The sequence below is a fragment of the Amorphoplanes digitatis genome (assembly GCF_014205335.1).
Taxonomy (GTDB): domain Bacteria; phylum Actinomycetota; class Actinomycetes; order Mycobacteriales; family Micromonosporaceae; genus Actinoplanes; species Actinoplanes digitatus.
In genome coordinates this window covers 3907845-3928803 of sequence record NZ_JACHNH010000001.1, presented here as the reverse complement: position 1 = coordinate 3928803, position 20959 = coordinate 3907845, and the positions used below count along the sequence as shown (strand labels likewise).

Annotated in this window: 21 protein-coding genes; 16 read left to right on the top strand and 5 right to left on the bottom strand. The window is 72.9% G+C overall.

What is annotated here, in order from left to right:
- Window positions 1–147: 147 nt before the first annotated feature.
- Window positions 148–1506, top strand: coding sequence for a ferredoxin reductase family protein (locus BJ971_RS17030; protein WP_184994248.1), 1359 nt, complete (start codon window positions 148–150; stop codon window positions 1504–1506).
- Between the two features lie 3 nt (window positions 1507–1509).
- Here the strand turns inward: BJ971_RS17030 and BJ971_RS17025 are convergent, their stop codons facing one another.
- Entirely contained in the window at window positions 1510–1710 is a 201-nt protein-coding gene (locus BJ971_RS17025) for a hypothetical protein (RefSeq protein ID WP_239087195.1), read from the bottom strand.
- A 291-nt stretch (window positions 1711–2001) separates the two neighbouring features.
- Between BJ971_RS17025 and BJ971_RS17020 the strand changes: the two genes are divergently transcribed.
- The gene (locus BJ971_RS17020) at window positions 2002–2370 is read left to right on the top strand and encodes a hypothetical protein (protein WP_184994247.1); all 369 of its coding nucleotides are present in this window, start codon (window positions 2002–2004) and stop codon (window positions 2368–2370) included.
- Here the strand turns inward: BJ971_RS17020 and BJ971_RS17015 are convergent.
- The gene (locus BJ971_RS17015; RefSeq protein ID WP_184994246.1) at window positions 2336–2710 is read right to left on the bottom strand and encodes a polysaccharide deacetylase family protein; all 375 of its coding nucleotides are present in this window, start codon (window positions 2708–2710) and stop codon (window positions 2336–2338) included. The two genes, BJ971_RS17020 and BJ971_RS17015, sit on opposite strands and share 35 nt — an antisense overlap.
- A 98-nt stretch (window positions 2711–2808) precedes the next feature.
- Here BJ971_RS17015 and BJ971_RS17010 point away from each other — a divergent pair, with 98 nt between their 5' ends.
- Window positions 2809–3693 (top strand): ABC transporter substrate-binding protein, encoded by an 885-nt coding sequence (locus BJ971_RS17010; RefSeq protein WP_184994245.1) that lies wholly within the window; start codon window positions 2809–2811, stop codon window positions 3691–3693.
- A 269-nt stretch (window positions 3694–3962) separates the two neighbouring features.
- Here the strand turns inward: BJ971_RS17010 and BJ971_RS17005 are convergent, their stop codons facing one another.
- Window positions 3963–4742, bottom strand: coding sequence for a CDP-alcohol phosphatidyltransferase family protein (locus BJ971_RS17005; protein WP_184994244.1), 780 nt, complete (start codon window positions 4740–4742; stop codon window positions 3963–3965).
- Between the two features lie 126 nt (window positions 4743–4868).
- Here BJ971_RS17005 and BJ971_RS17000 point away from each other — a divergent pair, with 126 nt between their 5' ends.
- From BJ971_RS17000 to BJ971_RS16970, 7 genes are all read left to right on the top strand, one after another.
- The gene (locus tag BJ971_RS17000) at window positions 4869–5852 is read left to right on the top strand and encodes a zinc-dependent alcohol dehydrogenase (protein ID WP_184994243.1); all 984 of its coding nucleotides are present in this window, start codon (window positions 4869–4871) and stop codon (window positions 5850–5852) included.
- A complete protein-coding gene (locus BJ971_RS16995) occupies window positions 5853–6251 on the top strand; it encodes a 6-pyruvoyl trahydropterin synthase family protein (protein ID WP_184994242.1) in 399 nt (132 codons plus the stop codon). It abuts the gene before it with no gap.
- Window positions 6248–7312: a glycosyltransferase family 4 protein gene (locus BJ971_RS16990; protein WP_203709122.1), complete on the top strand. Its 1065-nt coding sequence runs from the start codon at window positions 6248–6250 to the stop codon at window positions 7310–7312. Before BJ971_RS16995 ends, BJ971_RS16990 begins: the two co-directional genes overlap by 4 nt.
- Window positions 7309–8112, top strand: coding sequence for a methyltransferase domain-containing protein (locus BJ971_RS16985; protein ID WP_184994241.1), 804 nt, complete (start codon window positions 7309–7311; stop codon window positions 8110–8112). Before BJ971_RS16990 ends, BJ971_RS16985 begins: the two co-directional genes overlap by 4 nt.
- 61 nt (window positions 8113–8173) lie before the next feature.
- Window positions 8174–9244, top strand: a complete 1071-nt coding sequence (locus BJ971_RS16980; protein ID WP_184994240.1) for a lysylphosphatidylglycerol synthase transmembrane domain-containing protein — start codon at window positions 8174–8176, stop codon at window positions 9242–9244.
- Window positions 9245–9317: 73 nt separating this feature from the next.
- Window positions 9318–10007 carry a RibD family protein gene (locus tag BJ971_RS16975; protein ID WP_184994239.1) on the top strand — a complete coding sequence of 230 codons (690 nt, stop codon included), beginning with the start codon at window positions 9318–9320 and terminating at the stop codon, window positions 10005–10007.
- Window positions 10008–10047: 40 nt separating this feature from the next.
- Window positions 10048–10695 carry a GTP cyclohydrolase II gene (locus BJ971_RS16970; protein WP_184994238.1) on the top strand — a complete coding sequence of 216 codons (648 nt, stop codon included), beginning with the start codon at window positions 10048–10050 and terminating at the stop codon, window positions 10693–10695.
- Window positions 10696–10699: 4 nt separating this feature from the next.
- On the opposite strand, the gene BJ971_RS16965 is transcribed toward BJ971_RS16970, so the two are convergent.
- Together BJ971_RS16965 and BJ971_RS16960 are read right to left on the bottom strand one after the other, a co-directional pair.
- A complete protein-coding gene (locus BJ971_RS16965; protein WP_184994237.1) occupies window positions 10700–11197 on the bottom strand; it encodes a hypothetical protein in 498 nt (165 codons plus the stop codon).
- A gap of 52 nt (window positions 11198–11249) precedes the next feature.
- Window positions 11250–12761 carry a carboxylesterase/lipase family protein gene (locus tag BJ971_RS16960; protein ID WP_184994236.1) on the bottom strand — a complete coding sequence of 504 codons (1512 nt, stop codon included), beginning with the start codon at window positions 12759–12761 and terminating at the stop codon, window positions 11250–11252.
- 199 nt (window positions 12762–12960) lie between these two features.
- Here BJ971_RS16960 and recQ point away from each other — a divergent pair, with 199 nt between their 5' ends.
- From recQ to BJ971_RS16930, 6 genes are all read left to right on the top strand, one after another.
- Entirely contained in the window at window positions 12961–14799 is a 1839-nt protein-coding gene (gene recQ, locus BJ971_RS16955; protein ID WP_184994235.1) for a DNA helicase RecQ, read from the top strand.
- 527 nt (window positions 14800–15326) lie between these two features.
- Window positions 15327–16559 carry an EAL and HDOD domain-containing protein gene (locus BJ971_RS16950; protein WP_184994234.1) on the top strand — a complete coding sequence of 411 codons (1233 nt, stop codon included), beginning with the start codon at window positions 15327–15329 and terminating at the stop codon, window positions 16557–16559.
- A gap of 66 nt (window positions 16560–16625) precedes the next feature.
- Window positions 16626–17507: a glutathione S-transferase C-terminal domain-containing protein gene (locus tag BJ971_RS16945; RefSeq protein WP_184994233.1), complete on the top strand. Its 882-nt coding sequence runs from the start codon at window positions 16626–16628 to the stop codon at window positions 17505–17507.
- A gap of 231 nt (window positions 17508–17738) precedes the next feature.
- A complete protein-coding gene (locus BJ971_RS16940; RefSeq protein ID WP_184998911.1) occupies window positions 17739–18839 on the top strand; it encodes a hypothetical protein in 1101 nt (366 codons plus the stop codon).
- Between the two features lie 104 nt (window positions 18840–18943).
- Complete coding sequence (locus BJ971_RS16935) at window positions 18944–19207, top strand: hypothetical protein (RefSeq protein WP_184994232.1); 264 nt, start codon at window positions 18944–18946, stop codon at window positions 19205–19207.
- A gap of 215 nt (window positions 19208–19422) precedes the next feature.
- Complete coding sequence (locus BJ971_RS16930) at window positions 19423–20244, top strand: dioxygenase family protein (protein ID WP_184994231.1); 822 nt, start codon at window positions 19423–19425, stop codon at window positions 20242–20244.
- The last annotated feature ends 715 nt before the right edge of the window (window positions 20245–20959 follow it).

Here is a 20959-nt window from a genome sequence, read left to right as displayed (position 1 = left end):
CGTGCGTCGGGATTCCGGCGCACGCTTTCGGTGTCGCTGCCCACTGTGCTGAACTGTCGTCGCCAGGGTGCTGTACAACGTCGCAGTGAACCGGATCGCCGACCGGGCCGTGTGTGACGCAAGGCCCTGCGAACAGGAGATATATCGATGACGGCTGCGAACGAACGGCTGCACGGTGTGCCCGCGCGCACGGCGCTCCCACCGGGCATCCTGGCCCGGCTCGTACTCTGGACCGTCGTCGGCGTGAACGTGCTGATCGTCGAGACCGTGTTCCTCACCGCCGAGCCCGCCAAGAACGCCATCCTCGGCTTCGGCAAGTGGCTGGGCCTGCACCTGGCCCTGATCATGATCCTGCAGCTGATCCTGGTGGCCCGCCTGCCGTGGCTGGACCGGCGCATCGGCATGGACCGGCTCACCTCGTGGCACCGGTGGACCGGCTTCACCCTGTTCTGGCTGGTGCTGCTGCACCCGACGTTCATCCTGCTCGGCTACGCGAGCGAGTACAACAGCACGCCGCTCACCGAGTTCAACAACCTCAAGGGCCAGATGCCGGTCCTGCTGGGCATGCTCGCCGCCGGCATCGTGCTGGTCGCGGCCGGCCTTTCGGTACGCGCGGCGCGGCGCCGCCTGTCGTACGAGGCGTGGCACGCGGTGCACGTCTGCCTGTACGTCGCCGTGGTCTTCGGCCTGATCCACCAGCTCACCGAGGTGTCGACGTTCACGTCCTCGGCGTTCGCGCGGGCGTACTGGTGGGGGCTGTGGGCGTTCGCGCTGGTGTCGCTGGTCGTCGGCCGGATGGTCATGCCGCTGTGGCGCAACGCCCGCCACCAGTTCCGGGTCGCCGCGGTGGTGCCCGAGGCCGACAACGTGGTGTCGGTGCACGTCACGGGCCGCAACCTGGACAAGCTGCCGGCCCGCGCGGGCCAGTTCATGATCTGGCGCTTCCTGGGACACGGACACTGGTGGGAGGCGAACCCGTTCTCGCTGTCGGCGGCCCCCGACGGCCGCAGCCTGCGTCTGACGGCGAAGGCGGTCGGGTCGGGCAGCGCCCGGCTGCGCGACATCCCGGTCGGCACGCGCGTCTTCGCCGAGGGCCCGTACGGCGCGTTCACCTCGCTGAGCCGGGTCCGCGACTCGACGCTGCTGATCGCGGGCGGCGTCGGCATCACCCCGATCCGCGCCCTGCTGGAGGAGCTGACCGGCCCGGTGGTCGTGCTGTACCGCGCGCACACCACCAAGGACGCCGTGCTGCTCGGCGAGCTGCAGAACCTGGCCCGCTCCCGCGGCGCCCAGCTGCACGTCCTGACCGGGCGCACCGGCGCGGGCAACCCGCCGAACAACCCGTTCGAGCCGCAGAACCTCGCCGCCATGGTCCCGGACATCCTGGACCGCGACGTCTACGTCTGCGGACCGGCGGCGATGACGAACGCGGTGCTGCGCAGCCTGCGCTCGCTGCGGGTCCCGTCCAGCCAGGTGCACTCGGAGCGCTTCAGCCTCGCGAGCTGAGCGTCAGCAGCCCGGCCCCGCGGCCCGGCCCCCGACGATCCGGTACGCGGAGATGTCGCCCTTCACGTACGGGCTGAGCTGCTTGATCGTCGTCGGGGCCGTGCCGTGCTGCGCCACGAAGGCGACGACGGCGCCGTCGACGGTGTGGCACGAGGCCTGGTCGGCGACCGTCCGGGTCGAGCCGGAGATTCCGTCGACGTTCAACGCAGCGTAAGAAACGCCGCCAACACTGACAGTGATAGCGGCCGCCATGGCGACTTCGCTCAGGTTCACGGATATCTCCTGCTCACTCCGTCGACGCACGCCGACCCGGCCACCCTAGGCGACGTTACCCGAAGTAGCCAAGTGGCCAAGATCCTTCGTCTGGCCAACTCTCAGTGAGGACGTCACGCACGCGAGTGACAGGAGTGAATCGTTTGAGGGCTTTACGGCCCTCCTGGGGCCTCCGTACCGTGATTACCCAGTGCAACGGCTCAGTAACACCCGGAGGAAGCCATGCGTCGTGCCGCTGTCATCGCCGGATCCGTCCTCGCCGCCCTGTGGATCGCGTCGCCCGCGCAGGCGTTCGCGCACAATGCCGTACACAACGCCAACCTGCACGCCCTGCTCGACGGCCTGACCCTGCTGGTGGCGTCCGCACCGATCTGGACCGCCGTGCTCTGGCGCGGCTCCCGGGCCTGGCTGCTCGCCGCGCTCATCGCGGTGGTCCAGGTGCCGGTCGCCGTCATCGGCTTCGTGCCGATCGTCGACCCCGCCCTGCACCTGACCCTGTTCGGCCTGGCGCTGGCGCTCACCGGGTTCTCGCTCTGGCTGGTACGCCGCTCCCCCGCTACCGCGACGGCACCCGCGCCCGATCGGTCGTGACCCACTGGCCGGTGGGCGTGCGGATCGCCAGCGCGGTCACCGGCGCGTCCGGCTCCTCACCGTCCCGGATGATCTCCACCACCGGGCAGCCCGGCGTCTCCGGATGCCAGAAGCCCTCGGGATCACGGACCGACGAGAAGCGACAGTGCTCCTCGTCGGCCCACCCCCAGGCGAGCAGCAGTTCCCGGCCGTTCATCGAGTAACGGCCGGCGGTCGCCGTCCGCTCGCCCTCGACACGGCGGAAGAACTCGGCGCACAGGCCCGGCACGACGACGCCCTCGAACGTGGCATCGGTGATCGTGCGGTCCGACGTGTAGGTATCAAGATCCGGCAGTGGCACTCGCCGAGGGTGACACGGCCACGACCGGCGCGCCGCCAACAACGCGCACATGAACCTGATCGGGCGACAACGCCCGGCACACGGCAGACTTCAGGACCATGCGCCTCGTCTCGCTCCTGCCCTCGGCCACCGAGATCGTGTACGCCCTCGGCCTCGGCGACGATCTCGTCGGCGTGACGTTCGAGTGCGACGAGCCGCCGTCGGCCCGCGCGGACAAGACGGTGGTGGTCGGCGGGCGCGACACCCGCGGCATGACCCCGGCCGAGATCGACGCGTACGTGCGGGAGCGTATGGCCGCGGGCGACGACCTCTACACGCTGCACGCCGGCGCCCTCGCCGCGCTCGATCCGGAGCTGATCCTCACCCAGGACCTGTGCCGGGTGTGCGCGCTGCCGTCCGGGCAGGTCTCGGACGCGCTCGGCCACCTGGGCTGCCGCGCCGACGTGCTGACGCTGGACCCGTACACCCTCGACGAGGTGCTCGAGACCTTCACCCTGGTCGGCGCCCGCGCCGGCGTGCCGGACCGGGCACGTGACCTGGTCGCGGCGCTGCGCGCGCGGCTGGACGCGGTGGCCGCCGCGGTCGCAGGGCGGCCCCGGCCCCGGGTGGCGATCGTCGAGTGGGTCGACCCGCCGTTCACGGCCGGTCACTGGGTGCCGGACCTGGTGACGGCCGCCGGCGGCACGCCGGTCGCGGCGCGCCCGGGCGCCCGGTCGGTGGAGACCACCTGGGCGGAACTGGCCGCCGCCGGACCCGACATCGTCCTGGTCACGCCCTGCGGATTCCACCTCGACGGCGCCGCCGCACAGGCCGCCGCGGTGGTACCGCACTTCCCGGACGCCGCGATCTGGGCGATCGACGGCGACGCCCTGGTGGTCCGCCCCGGCCCCCGCCTGGTCGACGGCGTCGAGGCGATCGCCGCGATCCTGCACCCGAGCGCGGTACCGCCCGCCCCGCCGGGCACGATCGCCCGGGTGGCCTGACCCGGAAGACGCGCCGCCCCACCACCGCGACCCGGCCAAGGTGGACGAACGCCCAATTCACCAAGATCTACTACGATTCGCCCGGCAGCGTCCCCCGACGGCTCCGACGGCGTCCTCGGCCGTGCCTGCGAGTTCGTCCCCGCCACCGCCGGTAATCGGCTGACCGTCGGGATGTGACGACCGCACGCACGGCGGAGGCCCCGGCTCGATCCCGAGCAGGGGCCTCCGTCCGTCACGAACCACCCGGCGACCGCCCGGGTGGCCTGAGCTCAGGCGCCGGCCGGTGCCGGCGCGGTGCGGGGCCGGGCGACGGCGCGGCGGGCCACGACGCCGGCCCGGACCTCGGCGAAGCGGCGGCGCTGCTCGGTGTCCCAGAGCCAGAGCACGTCGCGGCCGAAGGACCAGATCAGCGACGCCAGGGCGCCGGCTACGGCGGCGAAGGACACGGCGTCCGGCAGCAGGCTCGCGGTCGCGACCACCAGCACCACGCCCTGCACCGCGGCGACGACCTTGCGGGAGAACTTCGGCGGCAGCGCGGCGTTCATCCAGGGCAGGGCCCAGGAGGCGGCGACGAAGACGTAGCGGAACGCGCCGATCGCGATCGTCCACCAGCCGAACGGGCCGGCCACGAAGACGCTCAGCACCAGGATCAGGAACGCGTCGACCTCCATGTCGAAGCGCGCGCCCAGCCGCGACGTCGAGTTGGTGCGGCGGGCCACCTGGCCGTCCACCCCGTCCAGGGCGAGCGCGACGCCGATCAGCGGCACCAGCACCGACAGCGGAACCGGCGTCTGGAACGACGTGACGACCAGGGCGACCACGCCGCCGACCAGCGTCGCGCGGGCCAGGGTCACGGCGTTCGCCGGCCCGAGGGCGCGCATCCCGGTGCGGCGCAGGCCGGTGCCGAGGGCCACGGCCAGGACCACGGCGTACGCCGTGCCGGCCAGCGCGCCGGCGACGCTGATCCCGGTCGTGGCGGCCAGGGCCGTCAGCAGGATCAGGTTCGCGGCCAGGCCGACGATCGGTCCCCGGCTCTCGCGAGCCGTCATCGTGGCGATACTGATAGTCACCGTGCCTCCGGGAGGGCAAGATCGAGTTGCCGCGTATGGTTGCCGCTTGTCGTCACTGAACACGCTAGATCCGCGCGTTCGGTTCAGCTCGGAGGGGAAATACCGATGTCGGGTGACGCACACGCGTTCTGGCTCGCCGAGCCCGGCCGCGGCGAGATCCGTCCGGTCACGGTCGGTGACCCCGGTCCGGGCGAGGTTCTGGTCCGGACCCTGCACTCCGGCGTGAGCCGCGGCACGGAGACCCTCGTGTTCCGCGGCGGCGTGCCGGACAGCCAGCACGCGGCGATGCGGGCGCCGTTCCAGGAGGGCGACTTCCCGGCACCGGTGAAGTACGGCTACCTCAGCGTCGGCCTGGTCGAGCAGGGCCCGCCCGAGCTGCTCGGCCGCACGGTCTTCGCCCTGTACCCGCACCAGACCCGCTACGTCGTGCCGGCCGCCGCGGTGACCGTGATCCCGGACACCGTTCCCGCCGGCCGGGCCGTCCTGGCCGGCACGGTGGAGACCGCCGTCAACGCGCTCTGGGACGCCGCGCCGCTGGTCGGCGACCGGATCGCCGTGGTCGGCGCGGGCATGGTCGGCGCGAGCGTCGCCGCCGTGCTGGCCCGCTTCCCCGCCGCGAAGGTGCAGCTCGTGGACGCCGACCCGGCGAAGGCCGCCGTCGCGGACGCGCTCGGGGTCGGCTTCGCGCTGCCCGGCGACGCGGCCGGGGACTGCGACCTGGTGGTGCACGCCAGCGCCACCTCGGCCGGGCTGACCCGGGCGCTGGAGCTGCTCGCGGCGGAGGCTACGGTCATCGAGCTCAGCTGGTACGGGGATCGCGAGGTCAGCGTCCCGCTCGGCGAGTTCTTCCACTCCCGCCGCCTGGTGGTCAAGAGCAGCCAGGTGGGCGGGATCGCGCCGGCGCGGCGCGGGCGGCGCAGCTACGCCGACCGGCTCGCGATCGCGCTGGACCTGCTCGCCGACCCGATCTTCGACGCCCTGATCACCGGGGAGTCGGACTTCGCGCAGCTGCCCGAGGTCATGCCCCGGCTGACCGACGGCTCGCTGCCCGCACTGTGTCATCTGATCAACTACCCGGCAGGAGAGTGAATGTTCAGCGTCACCGTCCGTGACCACATCATGATCGCGCACAGCTTCTCGGGAGAGGTCTTCGGACCCGCCCAGAAGTTGCACGGCGCCACTTTCGTGGTCGACGCCACGTTCAAGCGGCCCGAGCTGGACGCGGACAACATCGTCGTCGACATCGGCCGGGCGAGCGAGGAGCTGCACACCATCTGCGGCACGCTCAGTTACCGCAACCTGGACGACGAGGCCGACTTCGCCGGGCAGAACACCTCGACGGAGTTCCTCGCCAAGGTGATCGCCGACCGGCTCGCCGGAAAGGCGGAGTCGGGCGACCTCGGCGTGGGCGCGCGCGGCCTGACCGGCATCGCGGTCACGCTGCACGAGTCGCACATCGCCTGGGCGAGCTACGAGCGGAACCTGTGACCGAAGCGCTCCACGTGGTGCTGCCGGGCGCCATCGACGACCCGGCGGCACCGAGCGGCGGGAACACGTACGACCGCCGGGTGCTGACCGGCCTGGCCGCCGGCCGCGACGTGCACGAGATCGCGGTGCCGGCGGCCTGGCCGCACCCGCGGGAGGCCGACGCCGCGGTCCTGGGCCGGGCGCTCGCCGAGATACCCGACGGCGCCGTGGTGCTGCTCGACGGCCTGGTCGGCTGCGCCGTGCCGGAGCTGCTCGAACCGCACCGCGACCGGGTACGGCTGGTGGTGCTCGTGCACCTGCCGCTCGGCGACGAGACCGGCCTGGCACCCGCCGAGGCGGCGGAGCTGACCGCGCGGGAGCGGCGCACGCTGCGCGCCGCCGCGGCGGTCGTGGCGACCAGCTCCGGCGCCGCCCGGCGCCTGGAGACCCTGCACGACCTGCCCGCCGGCAGCGTGCGCGTGGCCGAGCCGGGCGTCGACCCCGCGCCGCCGGCCGCGCCGTCGCCCGCGGGCGGCCGGTTGCTGTGCGTGGCCGCGCTGACCCCGCGCAAGGCGCAGGACGTCCTGGTCACGGCCCTGCGGTCGGTCGCCGACCTGCCCTGGACCTGCACCCTTGTCGGCGCGCTGGACCGCGCACCGGCCTTCACCGACCGGGTCCGCGACCTGATCGCGGCCGCGCCAGAACCCGGCCGGATCCGGCTGGCGGGCACCCGCGGCGGTTCGGAGCTGGCCCGCAGCTACGCCGAGGCCGACCTGCTGGTGCTCCCGTCGCTGGCCGAGACGTACGGCATGGTGGTGACCGAGGCCCTGGCGCGCGGCGTGCCGGTGCTCGGCACCCGGGTCGACGGCGTGCCCGAGGCGCTCGGCGCCGCCGCCGACGGCACCACCCCCGGGGACCTGGTGCCCCCGGGAGACCCCGAAGCCCTGGCCGCGGCGCTGCGCCGCTGGCTGACCGACCCGCGGCTGCGGCAGTCCTGGCGGGCCTCCGCCCGGGACCGCCGCACCGGCCTGCGGGGCTGGGACGAGACGACCCGACGATTGAGCGAGGTGCTGGACGCATGACCGGAGAGTTCAGCTCGACGTGGCTGACGCTGCGCGAGCCCGCGGACGCGGCGGCCCGCGCCGACGACCTGATCGAGGCGCTGCGCCTGCCCACCGGCGGCGAGCTGGTCATCCGCGACCTCGGCTGCGGCACCGGCTCGCTGGGCCGGTGGCTGGCGCCGCGGCTGCCCGGGCCGCAGCGCTGGGTGCTGCAGGACCGTGACCCCGCGCTGCTCGCGCACGCCGCCGCCCACCTGCCGCCGGCGGCCGCCGACGGCAGCGCGGTGACGGTCGAGACCGCGCAGGGCGACGTCACCGCGCTGACCGCGGCGGACCTGGCCGGCACCACGCTCGTCACCTGCTCGGCGCTGCTCGACCTGTTCACCGTCGACGAGGTGACCGCGCTCGCCGAGGTCTGCGTCGCGTCGGACACCCCCGCCCTGTTCACCCTTTCGGTGGTCGGCGAGGTCACCCTCGAACCGGCGGATCCGCTCGACGCCGAGGTCGCCGCCGCGTTCAACGAACACCAGCGGCGGGTCGTCGGCGACCGGATGCTGCTCGGGCCGGAGGCGGTCGGCGCCGCGGCGGAGGCCTTCGCCAGTGCCGGCGCGACGGTCACCGTGCGGGACAGCCCGTGGCGGCTCGGGCCGGAGCAGGCCGAACTCACCGCCGAGTGGCTACGCGGCTGGGTCGGCGCCGCCGCCGAGCAGCGTCCCGAGCTGGCCCTGGAGGAGTATCTGAAGAGCCGGATCGAGGCCGCCGAGGCCGGCCGGCTCCAGGTAACGGTCGGGCATCAAGATCTTCTTGCGCAGAAATTCTGAACCACCTGCCATCGCCCGGACGTATTAGTCGCAAGAGGGTGGAACCTGAGGGGGCGGCGGGATGAACCGATCGATCTGGGCATGGGTGCGGGTACTCGGCGGGGTGGGGATCCTCGCCGTGCTGCTCTGGCGCCTGGGAACCGGTGCCTTCGTCGACGGACTGCGGGTGATAGACGGCCCGGCGCTGGTCGCCGCGTTCGCGATCGGCGTCGCCACCACGGTGTTCTCGGCCTGGCGGTGGTGCCTGGTGGCCCGCGGCCTGGGCATGACCCTCTCCCTGCGGGGCGCGATCGCGGACTACTACAAGGCGCTGTTCATCAACGCGGCGCTGCCCGGCGGGGTGCTCGGCGACGTCGACCGCGCGGTGCAGCACGGCCGCGAGGAGGGTGACGTCGGCAAGAGCGTGCGGGCCGTCGTGCTCGAGCGTACGGCGGGACAGGTGGTGCTGGTGTCGGTCGGCGTGACGGTGCTGCTGACCGTACCGTCGCCGGTCCTGTCGCACCTCGAGGCGCACGCCCGCGGCATCGCCGTCGCGGCCGCGACCACCGCCGGCCTCGCGGCCCTGCTGTTCTTCGCCTTCTCCCGGCTGCGCGGCGGCGCGTCCCGGTGGGCCCGCGCGGCCCGGACCGGTGCCGCGGAGGTGCGGTCCGGCCTGCTCGCCCGCCGCAGCTGGCCGGGCATCGTGCTCGCCTCGACGGTGGTCCTTGCCGGGCACCTGGCGACGTTCGTCGTCGCCGCCCGCGCCGCCGGCTCGGACGCCTCGCTGCTGCGCCTCGCGCCGCTGATGCTGCTCGCGCTGCTGGCCATGACCCTGCCGGTCAACGTCGGCGGCTGGGGCCCCCGCGAGGGCGTCACCGCCTGGGCGTTCGGCGCGGCCGGGCTCAGCGCCACCCAGGGCCTGACCATCGCCGTGGTCTACGGCCTCTTCGCCTTCGTCGCCGCGCTGCCGGGCCTGGTCGTGATCATCGCCCGGGCTCTGGCCGGCGCGCGGGCCAGGTCCGCCACCCGGGCCGCGACCCGGGCCGTCGCCGCGGCGCCCGCGGTCGAGGCGATCACGTACGCCCGGCCGGTGGCCATCCCTGCGCAGATGATCGTGCTGCCGGTGCGGGAGCTGGTCGGAAGCGGTGCATGAAAGTGCCATGCCCTCACGTTCGGATTATGTTGGACGGCGGGGTGACGGTGGTCGCTCGGTAGGAGGGCCATCAGTGCTTGAGCGACCGTACGTGCTGCTCAGCTGCGGAATGTCCATCGACGGATACGTGGACAGCCCCAGCGACGAGCGGTTGCTGCTCTCCAACAGCGCCGATTTCGACCGGGTCGACGAGGTCCGGGCCGGCTGCGACGCGATCCTGGTCGGCGCCGGCACCATCCGGCGGGACAACCCGCGGCTGCTGGTCCGCGACGAGACCCGCCGCAAGGCCCGGGTGGCCCGCGGCGAGCGGCCGGACCCCGTCAAGGTGACCGTCACCAACAGCTGCCGCCTGGACCCGGAGGCGAGCTTCTTCGCCGTCGGCGACGCCGACAAGCTCGTCTACTGCGCGAGCCCGTCGATCCCGAACGCGCGGCGCCGGCTCGGCGAGGTCGCTACCGTGATCGACGGCGGCGACCCGGTCGACCTGTGCCGGGTCATCACCGACCTGCACGGGCGCGGCGTCGACCGCCTCATGGTCGAGGGCGGCGGCACCATACACACCGGCTTCCTCACCGCGGGCCTGGCCGACGAGCTGCAACTGGTGGTCGCGCCGTTCTTCGTCGGCGACTCGCGGGCGCCACGCTTCGTCGGCGACGGCACGTTCCCGTGGGGGCCGGAGCGCCGCGCGAACCTCACCGCGGTCCGTCAGATCGGCGACGTGGTGCTGCTGCGGTACGCGCTCTCCGACCGCTACCGGGACTGACCGGGTGGCCGAGTTGTCTGAAGATCGAAATGGGGGGCGGATGTCCGAGGCGCTGGGCTTGGGGACGATTCCGAAGGCCACGGTACGGACGCGCGTCACCGTCCCGCTGCGCTACGCCGACGGCTACACGACGACGGCGCAGGTGCTGACCTTCGACGGGCTGGTCGACGGCGGGGAGCACCTCGCGCTCGGGCTGGGCGACTGGGAGCGGGCGCTGTCCGCGGCGCCGCTGGTCCGCCCGCACAGCGAATGCCTGACCGGCGACGTGTTCGGCAGCCAGCGCTGCGACTGCGGCCCGCAGCTGCGCGAGGCGGTCGAGCGCATCGCCGAGACCGGCGGCCTGCTGCTCTACCTGCGCCAGGAGGGCCGGGGCATCGGCCTGTACGCGAAGCTGGACGCGTACGCGCTCCAGGACGCCGGGCTGGACACCTACGAGGCCAACGTGGCGCTGGGCCGGGGCGAGGACGAGCGCGACTACACGGCGGCGGCGCAGATGCTGCTGGCGCTGGGCGCGGACCGGATCCGGCTGCTGAGCAACAACCCGGACAAGGCGGCCCAGCTGGAGGCGCGCGGCGTCCGGATCGCGGAGCGGATACCGACCGGCGTGCACCTGTCCTCGGCCAACCTGCGCTACCTGAGCACGAAGGCGTCGCACACCTCGCACACCCTGGAACTGCCGGGCCTCTGACCCGCTATTTCCCCTCCGGGAGCGACGGCGTCGGCGCGAGGACGGCGTACGCGGACACGTCCGATTGGTCTCCGCTCAGGTAGACGGCGACCGACTCCGCGGGCAGTTCGCCGGCGCCGTTGACCGTCGGCGTCCCGTCGCAGGGAATCTCGAAGGCGACGAGCGCGTCGGCGGAGGCGCCGGGCTCGGCGCCGCGCACCTCGACCGACAGCGTCTTCCCGGACGTCGGCGAGGTGCAGGCGGCGTGGACCCAGTACTCCTGTCCGGCACGGGCGCCGCGCCTCACGGTGGTCGTGCCTTGAGGGTGGCCGTCCTTCTCCACGAGCACTCTGCGGGCCACCTCGCCGGCGACGGCCGGGGGCACCTTCAGGCGCACCGGTGGTGTGCTGGTGGCCGAGGCCGAGGGAGCCTGGGACGGCGCGGCCGGCCTCGGTTGCGGTGCCGGGTCGTCCGTGCATCCTGCGAGGGTGACGGTCGCCAGTACGGCGAGAAGCGTGGCCACGCACGATGATCTTGGCATGAGCGCATGATCGCACGCCGGGTTCGCCCACCGGTTATCGAGCGTCCCAGAAGGCGCACTGGTGCTCGGCGGCCAGGGCCGCGTCGCCGATCAGCCGGCTCTCGCCGCCGGCGCGCAGCGACTGCACGCCCCGCGGCGGCCAGCCCGGCGAGCCGGTCCGGACGAACGCGCCCCAGGCCCGCTTCATCTCGGCGGCCAGCCGGCGCTCGTCGCGGTCGAAGGTCGGCGCGATCGGCGTGCCGTTGTCGAAGGACGGGAACAGGTAGGCGAGCTCGGCCGCGTGGCCCGCGCCCCAGACGTACCCCGGTATCGGGGTCAGGCCGGGGCCGGTGCGGTGTGCGAACTCGTAGGCGTACGTCGTGGTCCAGCGGGCGAAATCGTGTGTCAGCGCGCGGTTGGCGCAGCCGCCGATGCCGGCCAGCATCCCGGAGTCGGTCATGATCGCGCCGATCAGGTACGCCGCGGTGAACCGGTCGGGGTTGGCCGGCCACGGGTACCGGGCGAGCACCTCGGCGCCGCCGTTGGCCTGCACCCAGGCCTCGTACTGCTCCCGGGTGGCGCCGATGAAGCCCTGCGCGAACGTCCGGCCCTCGTCCAGGTTGGCGCCGATCACGACCGGCACCCGCGCGAAGTCGCCGGCGGCCACCGCCTGCGCCGGATCGGCCGGCAGCGTCGGCGTGCCGCGGACCAGCGCGAAGCCGCCGGACGGCGCGTCGATCAGCCGGGCCACCGGCGTGGCCCGCAGGCAGGCGACGTTGGTGCAGCCCACGGCCGTCGCCACGGCGGCGCCCGCGCTCTCGGCCGCCGGCTGGGTACGGGTGAGACAGGACCCGCTCTGGATCATCGCCCCGGCCAGCAGCCCGCGGGAACCGGGCGCGACCAGGTGACCGCAGACCGACCAGCCGCCCGCCGACTCGCCGCCGACCGTGACCCGCGCCGGGTCGCCGCCGAACGCCGCGATGTTGCGGCGTACCCAGGCCAGCGCGGCCTGCTGGTCCTGGAAGCCGTAGTTGCCCGACTCGCCGCTCTCGGCGGTCAGCCCGGCCAGGCCGAGGAAGCCGAGCACGCCGAGGCGGTAGTTGAAGGACACCCCGATCACGCCGGTGGCGCGCACCATCGCCGCCATGTCGGCCTGGTTCGAGCTGCCGTTGACCAGGCCGCCGCCGTGGATGAAGACGTAGACGGGGCGGCGCTCGCGGGCCCGCAGGCCGGCCGGGCGCTGCACGTTGACGAACAGGCAGTCCTCGGCCTCGCTGCGGGGGCCGTTCGATCCGGCCGCGGCGGCGCAGCGGGCGCCGTACGCGATCGCGGGCGCGACGCCGGGCCAGGCGGTGGCGGGCAGCGGGGCGCGCCAGCGCAGGCCGCCGACTGGCGGGGACGCGTACCGGACGCCCAGGAAGCTGTCCACGCCGCCGGCGCGCACGCCCTGCACGAGGCCCTTGTCGGTGTTCACCACCGGTCCGCCGCCGCCGTGCGCCACGGCGGCACCCGGCACGGCGAGGACGGCGGCGAGGGTAGCGCCGATCAACGCGGATACGGGTCGCATGTGGACAGCCCACTCCCCGTGACGCATCCATGTCAATGGAATGGCCGAAATGTTTCCCCTTGCGCGGTTTTGGCGGCTCGATGTCCGCGTCCCCGGATCGGGTGACAACCGTGCCGGTTACGGCACCTCACGGGGCGGCCGTTCCCGCGTTGTCCACAGGGCCCGGGCCGGGCCCGGGCGGGGTCACTACTATCGCGGGGTGACTTCCGCCCCCGAGCTCGACCGGTCCGCGGCCACCGAGGTGCTCAACCGGGTCTTCGGCTACTCCGGATTCCGCGGCGAGCAACGCGAGATCATCGAGCATGTCATCGCCGGCGGCGACGCCCTGGTGCTGATGCCGACCGGCGGCGGCAAGTCGCTGTGCTACCAGATCCCCGCGCTGGTGCGCGACGGGGTCGCGGTGGTGATCTCCCCGCTGATCGCCCTCATGCAGGACCAGGTCGACGCGCTGCGCACCCTCGGGGTGCGGGCCGGCTTCCTCAACTCGACGCAGGATTCCGGCGAGCGCCGCCTGGTCGAGCAGGCCTTCCTCGACGGCAAGCTGGACCTGCTCTACGTCGCGCCCGAGGGCCTCGGCGTCCCGTCCACCCAGCGGCTGCTCGACCGCGGCACGATCGCGCTGTTCGCCATCGACGAGGCGCACTGCGTGTCGCAGTGGGGCCACGACTTCCGCCCCGACTACCTCGCCCTGTCGATGCTGCACGAGCGCTGGCCCGACGTGCCGCGCATCGCGCTCACCGCCACCGCGACCACCGCGACACACGGCGAGATCGCCGCCCGGCTCGACCTGACCGGCGCCCGGCACTTCACCGCCGGCTTCGACCGCCCCAACATCCAGTACCGCATCGTCGCCAAGAACGAGCCCCGCCGCCAGCTGCTCGACCTGCTGCGCACCGAGCACCCCGGCGACGCCGGCATCGTCTACTGCCTGTCCCGCGCCTCGGTGGAGAAGACCGCCGACTTCCTGACGCAGAACGGCATACCCGCCCTGCCCTACCACGCCGGGCTCGACTCGCGGGTCCGCGCGGCCAACCAGTCCCGCTTCCTGCGCGAGGACGGCCTGGTGATGGTCGCCACCATCGCGTTCGGCATGGGCATCGACAAGCCCGACGTGCGCTTCGTCGCCCACCTCGACCTGCCGAAGTCCGTCGAGGGCTACTACCAGGAGACCGGCCGGGCCGGGCGCGACGGCCTGCCGTCCACCGCCTGGCTCGCCTACGGGCTCCAGGACGTGGTGCAGCAGCGCAAGATGATCGAGACCTCGGAGGGCGACTTCGCGCACCGCCGCAACCTCGCCGCCCACCTGGACGCGATGCTGGCGCTCTGCGAGACGGTGCAGTGCCGCCGCGCCCGGCTGCTCGCCTACTTCGGCCAGCAGGGCGCCCCCGACTGCGGCAACTGCGACACCTGCCTCAATCCCCCGGAGTCCTGGGACGGCACGATCGCGGCGCAGAAACTGCTCTCCACGGTGCTGCGCCTGCAACGCGAGCGCGGCCAGAAGTTCGGCGCCGGCCAGTCCATCGACATCCTGCTCGGCAAGACCACCGAGAAGGTCACCCAGTTCCGCCACCACGAGCTGAGCGTCTTCGGCATCGGCGCGGACCTGCGCGAGTCCGAGTGGCGCGGCGTGGTCCGGCAGCTGCTGGCACAGGGCCTGCTCGCGGTCGAGGGCGACTACGGCACGCTCGTGCTCACCGACGCCAGCGGCAGCGTGCTCCGCAAGGAGCTCCAGGTCATGATGCGCCGCGAGCCGGAACGCGCCGCCCGCGCACCGAAGGCCCGCTCGGCCAAGGCGGCCCCGCCGGCCGACCTGCCCCCGGAGGCGACGCCGCTGTTCGAGCGGCTCCGCGCGTGGCGGGCCGCCGCGGCCAAGGAGGCCGGCGTCCCCGCCTACGTGGTCTTCCACGACGCGACCCTGCGGCAGATCGCCATCCAGCGCCCGGGCAGCCTGGCCGAGCTCTCCACGATCAACGGCGTCGGCGAGAACAAGCTCGCCAAATTCGGCGACCAGGTCCTCGCGGCCCTCGCGGAAGCCTGACCACCGCCCCACCCCTCACCCACGCCTGTCCGGCCGGGCGAGCCAGGCGCGCGGCGGGCACGGCCACCGGCGCACAGCCCTTCCCGAGGGCCCGACGGCGGGCCGGCGGCGGGCCCGGCCACCGGTGCGCAGCCCTTCGCGAGGGCCCGACGGCCGGCCGGCGGCGGGCCCGGCCACCGGTGCGCAGCCCTTCGCGAGGGCCCGACGGCGGGCCGGCGGCGGGCCCGGCCACCGGTGCGCAGCCCTTCGCGAGGGCCTGACGGCGGGCCCGGTCGGCGGACCGGTCAGGCTCGACGAGTGGCGACCCTCACGGGCCGCCGGTCCTGCCGCTCACCTGCGCCTGTTCGGTCAGGCAGCCGAGGGCGCGGCGGGTCCGGGCGCCGATTCGGAGCGGCTCGGCCGGACGCTATGTGCCGGCCGTCACGCGCGGCCGCGTGGGTTGCGGCGTGGGTTCCGGCGGGGTCGCGATCGCCGACGAAAAACCTCATACGCTTGCTCCCACGGCCGATGAAACAGCCGTGAACCCAATGCTGCCATTTCCCGTGCCGGGCACCCAGCTCGTGCATGTCGGCCGGCAGCCGATCTTCGATGTCACCGGCGATGTGGTCGCCTATGAGCTGCTCTTCCGCGGCAGCATGGACGCGGTCGAGGCCGACCGCCGCGACACCTACGCGACCAGCCAGGTCATCGTCAACACGTTCACCGAGTTCGGCATCGACGAGGTCGTCGGCGACCGCACCTGCTTCATCAACCTGACCCGCGAGTTCCTCATCGGCGAGCTGGCCCTGCCGTTCGGCCCCGAGCACGTGGTGCTCGAGGTGCTCGAGACCGTCGAGATCGACGACGAGGTCATCGAGGGCGTCTCCGCCCTCGTCGCGCAGGGCTACCGGATCGCGCTCGACGACTTCGTCTGGGGCTCGGGCCACGAGAAGCTGCTGCCGCTGGCTTCGTACGTGAAGCTGGACCTGCTGCTGGGCGACCTCACCCACCTGGACGAGATCGTCGCCGCCTGCCGGGCGCACGAGGGCATCCAGATCATCGCCGAGGGCCTGGAGACCGGCGAGCAGCTGGCCCTGAGCAACCGGTACGGCTTCGAGCTGCGCCAGGGCTACGTCCTGAGCCGGCCGCAGGTGCTGACCGCCACCAGCCTCACGCCCTCGCGACTGCGCCGCCTGGAGCTGCTCGCCGCGCTCAGCGCCGCCGACACCGACCTCGAGCGCGTCCTGACGATCATCGCCGGCGACCCGGCGCTGACCATGCGGGTGCTGCGGGCCAGCAACTCGGCCGCCGTCGGCGCGAGCACCAAGATCTCCTCGGTGCGCCAGGCCGTGGTGATGCTCGGCGTCGCACACATCCGCCACTGGGCCATGCTGATGGTCGTCGACGACGTCGCCGAGGCGACCGAGGAGCAGATGGCGGACGCGCTCACCCGGGCCCGCCTCTGCGAGAACGTCGCGTCGGCCTTCAAGGCGAACCCGGACGCGGCGTTCATGGCCGGGCTGATCGGGGCGGTGGCCGGCATGCTCGGCCTCTCGAACGCCGCGATGGCACACCAGCTGCCGCTGAGCCCGGACATCGCCGGCGCCCTCGAGCGGGGCACCGGCCCGATCGGCCAGGTGCTGCGGGTGGTGAACGCGTACGAGCGGGGCGACCTGGCGGAAGTCGCGGCCGCGTACTCCGGTGACGATCTCGCGGGTACCGTGATGGACGCGATGCGCTGGTCGCGGATGGCCGTGCAGGCCACCCAGGGTGCCATCTGACGTTGCCCATCTCCTATAGGCGGGATAGGCTTTGTCGGCCATCTCGCCGCATCCGAGGAGAGGGTCATGGTCAAGATGTCGCCCGCCACCCGGCTGGCCACCCCCGTCGACACCGCGGCATACGGCGAATACCGGATCCCCGACACCCCCGGGCCGCTGCTGCGCTTCACCGGCCGGATCACCGCCGACGGCGACTTCACCGCACGGCCGTTCCGCTACCACGTGTACGGCGGCTGGTTCTGCCCCTGGTCGCAGCGGGTCGCGATCACCCGCGCCCTGGCCGGGCTCGAGGACATCGTCGGCATGTCGTACGTCGACGGCGCCCGTGACGGCCGCGGCTGGGCGTTCCGGGAGCGCTACGGCCCGGACCCGGTCAACGGCTTCACCCTGCTGCGCGAGGTCTACGAGGCTACCGAGGAGGGCTTCGACGGCCACGTCTGCGTGCCGGCGTTGTGGGATCGCGCGAACACGCGCCTGGTCAGCAACGACTGCGCCACCATCGGCATCGACCTGGCCACCCGCTTCCGGCACCTGGCGGAACCGGTGATCGAGACGTATCCGGAGCGGCTGCGCGACCGGATCGAGGAGCTGGACCGCTGGCTGGGCCCGGCCGTCAACCACGGCGCCGGCGCGGCCGGCGGCCCCGGCCCGGCCCGCACCGCCCTGCTCGAGGCGTTCGAGCAGCTCGACGACCGGCTGTCCCGGTCGCGCTACCTGCTCGGCGACGACCTGACCGAGGCCGACGTCCGGCTCTGGGTGACGCTGGTCCGCTACGACGTCGGCGTGAACGCCGAACGGGCCGTCAACCCCGGACTGCACGTGTACCCGCACCTGTGGTCGTACGCCCGCGCCCTGTACCGGATACCGGCGTTCCACGACACCACCGACTTCGACTCCTTCTCCCGCCCGGGCGCGATCCGCCCGGACTGGGACGAACCCACCCACTAGCCTGGCGCGCGACGCACCCGGGCCGACGCCGCGCGCCGGACCACCGGGTCAGCCCGGCGGCGAATCCCTCGGCCCCGGGGACCGCCCAGATCAAACGCCGTCAGCGGCGAAGCCGGGTACTGGCCGGCGGCGTACCGTAATGATTTCGGTTCTGATCTTGATGGCAAATCCTCGCGGCGCGCCTAGTATCGTCCGGTGCGTTTCAAGATTGCCGCGCTGACGTGCGCGCTCATGCTCACCGGCTGCGGCTCCGCGGGCACCGCCGCCCCGGAACCGGCCGCGTCGCCGGCCGCCCGGGCCGCGCCCGGCGCGTCGACGCCGGTCGCGAGCTCCTCGGTCGCGCCGAGCAAAAGCGCACCCGCGAAGCCCGCGGCGCTGCCCAGCCCCGGCAATCCGGCCGGTAAGGCGGCCGTCCCGGCCGAGGCGAAGGCGGTCGACACCAGCAAGCCCGACCGCGTCGTCGGCACCGGCACGCCCGCGAGCTGCACCTCGGCCGCCGTGGTCAAGGCCGTCGCGGCCGGCGGCAAGATCACCTTCGACTGCGGCCCGGCGCCGGTCACGATCACCATGAAGGCCACCGCCAAGGTACGCAACGACCACGGACCCGACGTGGTCCTCGACGGCGGCGGCCGGGTCACCCTCAGCGGCGCCGGCAAGCGCCGGATCCTGTACCAGAACACGTGCGACCAGGCGCAGCGCTTCACCACGTCGCACTGCCAGGACCAGCCGACGCCCCGGCTGACCGTGCAGAACCTGACGTTCAAGGACGGCGACTCGACCGGCGACACCACCGAGGGCGGCGGCGGGGGCGCGATCTTCGTACGCGGCGGCCGGCTCAAGGTCGTCAACTCACGCTTCACCGGCAACCGCTGCGACGCGACGGGCCCGGACCTCGGCGGGGCGGCGATCCGCGCGCTGTCACAGTCCGGGAACCGCCCGGTCTACGTCGTGCACAGCACCTTCACCGGCGGGATCTGCGCGAACGGCGGCGCGCTGAGCAGCATCGGCGTCTCCTGGGCGGTGCTGAACAGCGTCTTCACCGGCAACAAGGCGATCGGCCGTGGCGCCAACCCGGCCCGCGGCGGCACTCCGGGCGGCGGCTCCGGCGGCGCGATCTACACCGACGGCAACACCTTCACCGTCACCCTCTCCGGCACCGTCGTCCGGGACAACCACGCCAACGAGGGCGGCGGCGCGATCTTCTTCGTGAGCAACGACCGCACCGGCACGCTGACGCTCAAGAGCTCGTCGCTCAAGCGCAACCGCAGCGCCGGCTTCGAGACCGCCGGCCACCCCGGCATCTTCTTCCTCGGCGCCCGAATCAGCGGCTGACCCGACCGTCCTTCGAGGCGGGTCGGCCCTCTTCCCGCGGCCCGGTCGAGGGATCGACCACCGGTACGTGCGTCGCCTCGCCCGCCGGAGTGATAATCACGGCTGTGACCAATTGGGAGTATGCGCGACTCGAATACCGTGCGGCCGGCACCTTCGGAGCGGACCGTTTCATGGACTGGACGGCCACGTTCCACCACCCGGGGGGAACCCTGCGGTGGGGCACCGACGAACGCTTCGACGACCTGCGCCACCTGAACCGGGCCGGCGCCGCAGGCTGGCAGGCGTACGACCGGGCCGCGATCCATGTGATCAACGAGCCGCACCGCCTGCACGGCGTCACGTACTCGATGCGCCGCCCGGTCCCATAGGCCGCACCGGATTCCCCTTGCGTGGCGGTCACCGCAGCGGCGACCGCCACGCTCATGCCGGGCTCCACAGTCGACCGTGCCCGGCCGGAAGACATTCAAAGCCCATTCATAGATAGACATGCTTCACTGCCTGCTCAGGATTTGAGACGACGGACCACGGCCACGCCCCACCGGGCGATCCGGCCGTCCGCCGCCTACCACGAGTAGGAGCATCCATGCCAGAACAGCGCGACGAGACCCCGATCGACAACGACGCCTACGTTCGGGAGGTACACGACAAGGGCTTGCAATTCGACCTCCGGACGATGTCCCGCCGTCGGATGCTGACGGCGCTCGGCGGCGCCGGCGTGCTGAGCGCCGTCGGCGGCAGACTGCTCACCGACCAGAGCCCCGCCGAGGCGGCCTGCGTGGCCGAGGTGGAGTCGGAGACCGCCGGCCCCTACCCGGCCGACGGCAGCAACGGCATCGAGATCCGCACCGTCAGCGGCGTCGTACGCAGCGACATCCGCCCGTCGTTCGGCGGCGCGACGGCCGTCGCCGGCGGCATCGGCCTCAACTTCTCCCTGACCGTGCTCAGCCTGAGCTGCGTCCCGCTGGTCGGCGCGGCGGTGTACGCCTGGCACTGCGATCGCGAGGGCCGGTACTCGCTGTACTCCAGCGGCGTCACCAACCAGAACTACCTGCGCGGCATCCAGGCCACCGACTCCACCGGCACGGTCACCTTCAAGAGCATCTACCCCGGCTGCTACGCGGGCCGGTGGCCGCACATCCACTTCGAGGTCTACTCGTCCCTGGCGAACGCCACCAGCGGCCGCGGCCCGATCGTCAAGACCTCACAGATCGCCCTGCCCAAGGACGTGTCGTCCGCCGTGTACGCGACCTCCGGCTACAGCCAGAGCGTGACCAACCTCAGCCGCGTCACCCTCGCCACCGACATGGTCTTCCGCGACGACCTGGCGGCCCGCGAGATGGCCACCGTCACCGGCAACGTGACGACCGGCTACACCGCCCGGCTGACCATCTCGGTCAGAGCCTGACCGACCGGTACAGGTCCGCGCCCGAGGGACGACGCTCTGCCCAACACAGAGCGGCCGGGCGCGGACCCACCCGACCGACGCACGACACCCCGCACGCCTCCGACGCAGGCAGCCACCCGTTCTCCACCTTCAAGATCAGGCCGCCCACCCCTACCTTCAGACGCAGCGCCGCCGGCACGATTCGGCGTCCCGGTGGCCTCGGCGCGGCATCGGCGAGCACGCCATCAACCTCCAAGCACCGCGAACCGGGCCCTAGAAGATCAGTCCTCCGAGCGCCGCGAAACGGCCCAACGGGATCACCTCCGCGCACCGCGAACCGGCCCTAGGGTTCAGTCTTCCGAGCGCCGCGAACCGGCCCTAGGGTTCAGTCTTCCGAGCGCCGCGAACCGGCCCTACGGGATCACCCTCCGCGCACCGCACACCAAACCCACGAGATCACCCTCCGCGCTCCCGCGCTCCCGCGCTCCCGCGCACCCGCGCACCCGCGCACCCGCGCACCCGCGCACCCGCGTAATCACCCTCCGAGGACCGCGCACCACGGACCAACCCCGCTCGAAACCGACCCCGACCATCACGAACCAATCCGCTCGGGACCAACCACGCCAGACCCGACGACTTCTCAACCCGCCTGAGTTGACGCGCCTCAACCACTCAATCAGTAGTTCAACACACCGAGCACGGGACTGGCAGCCTTAACTACGCGACTCGCGGCTGT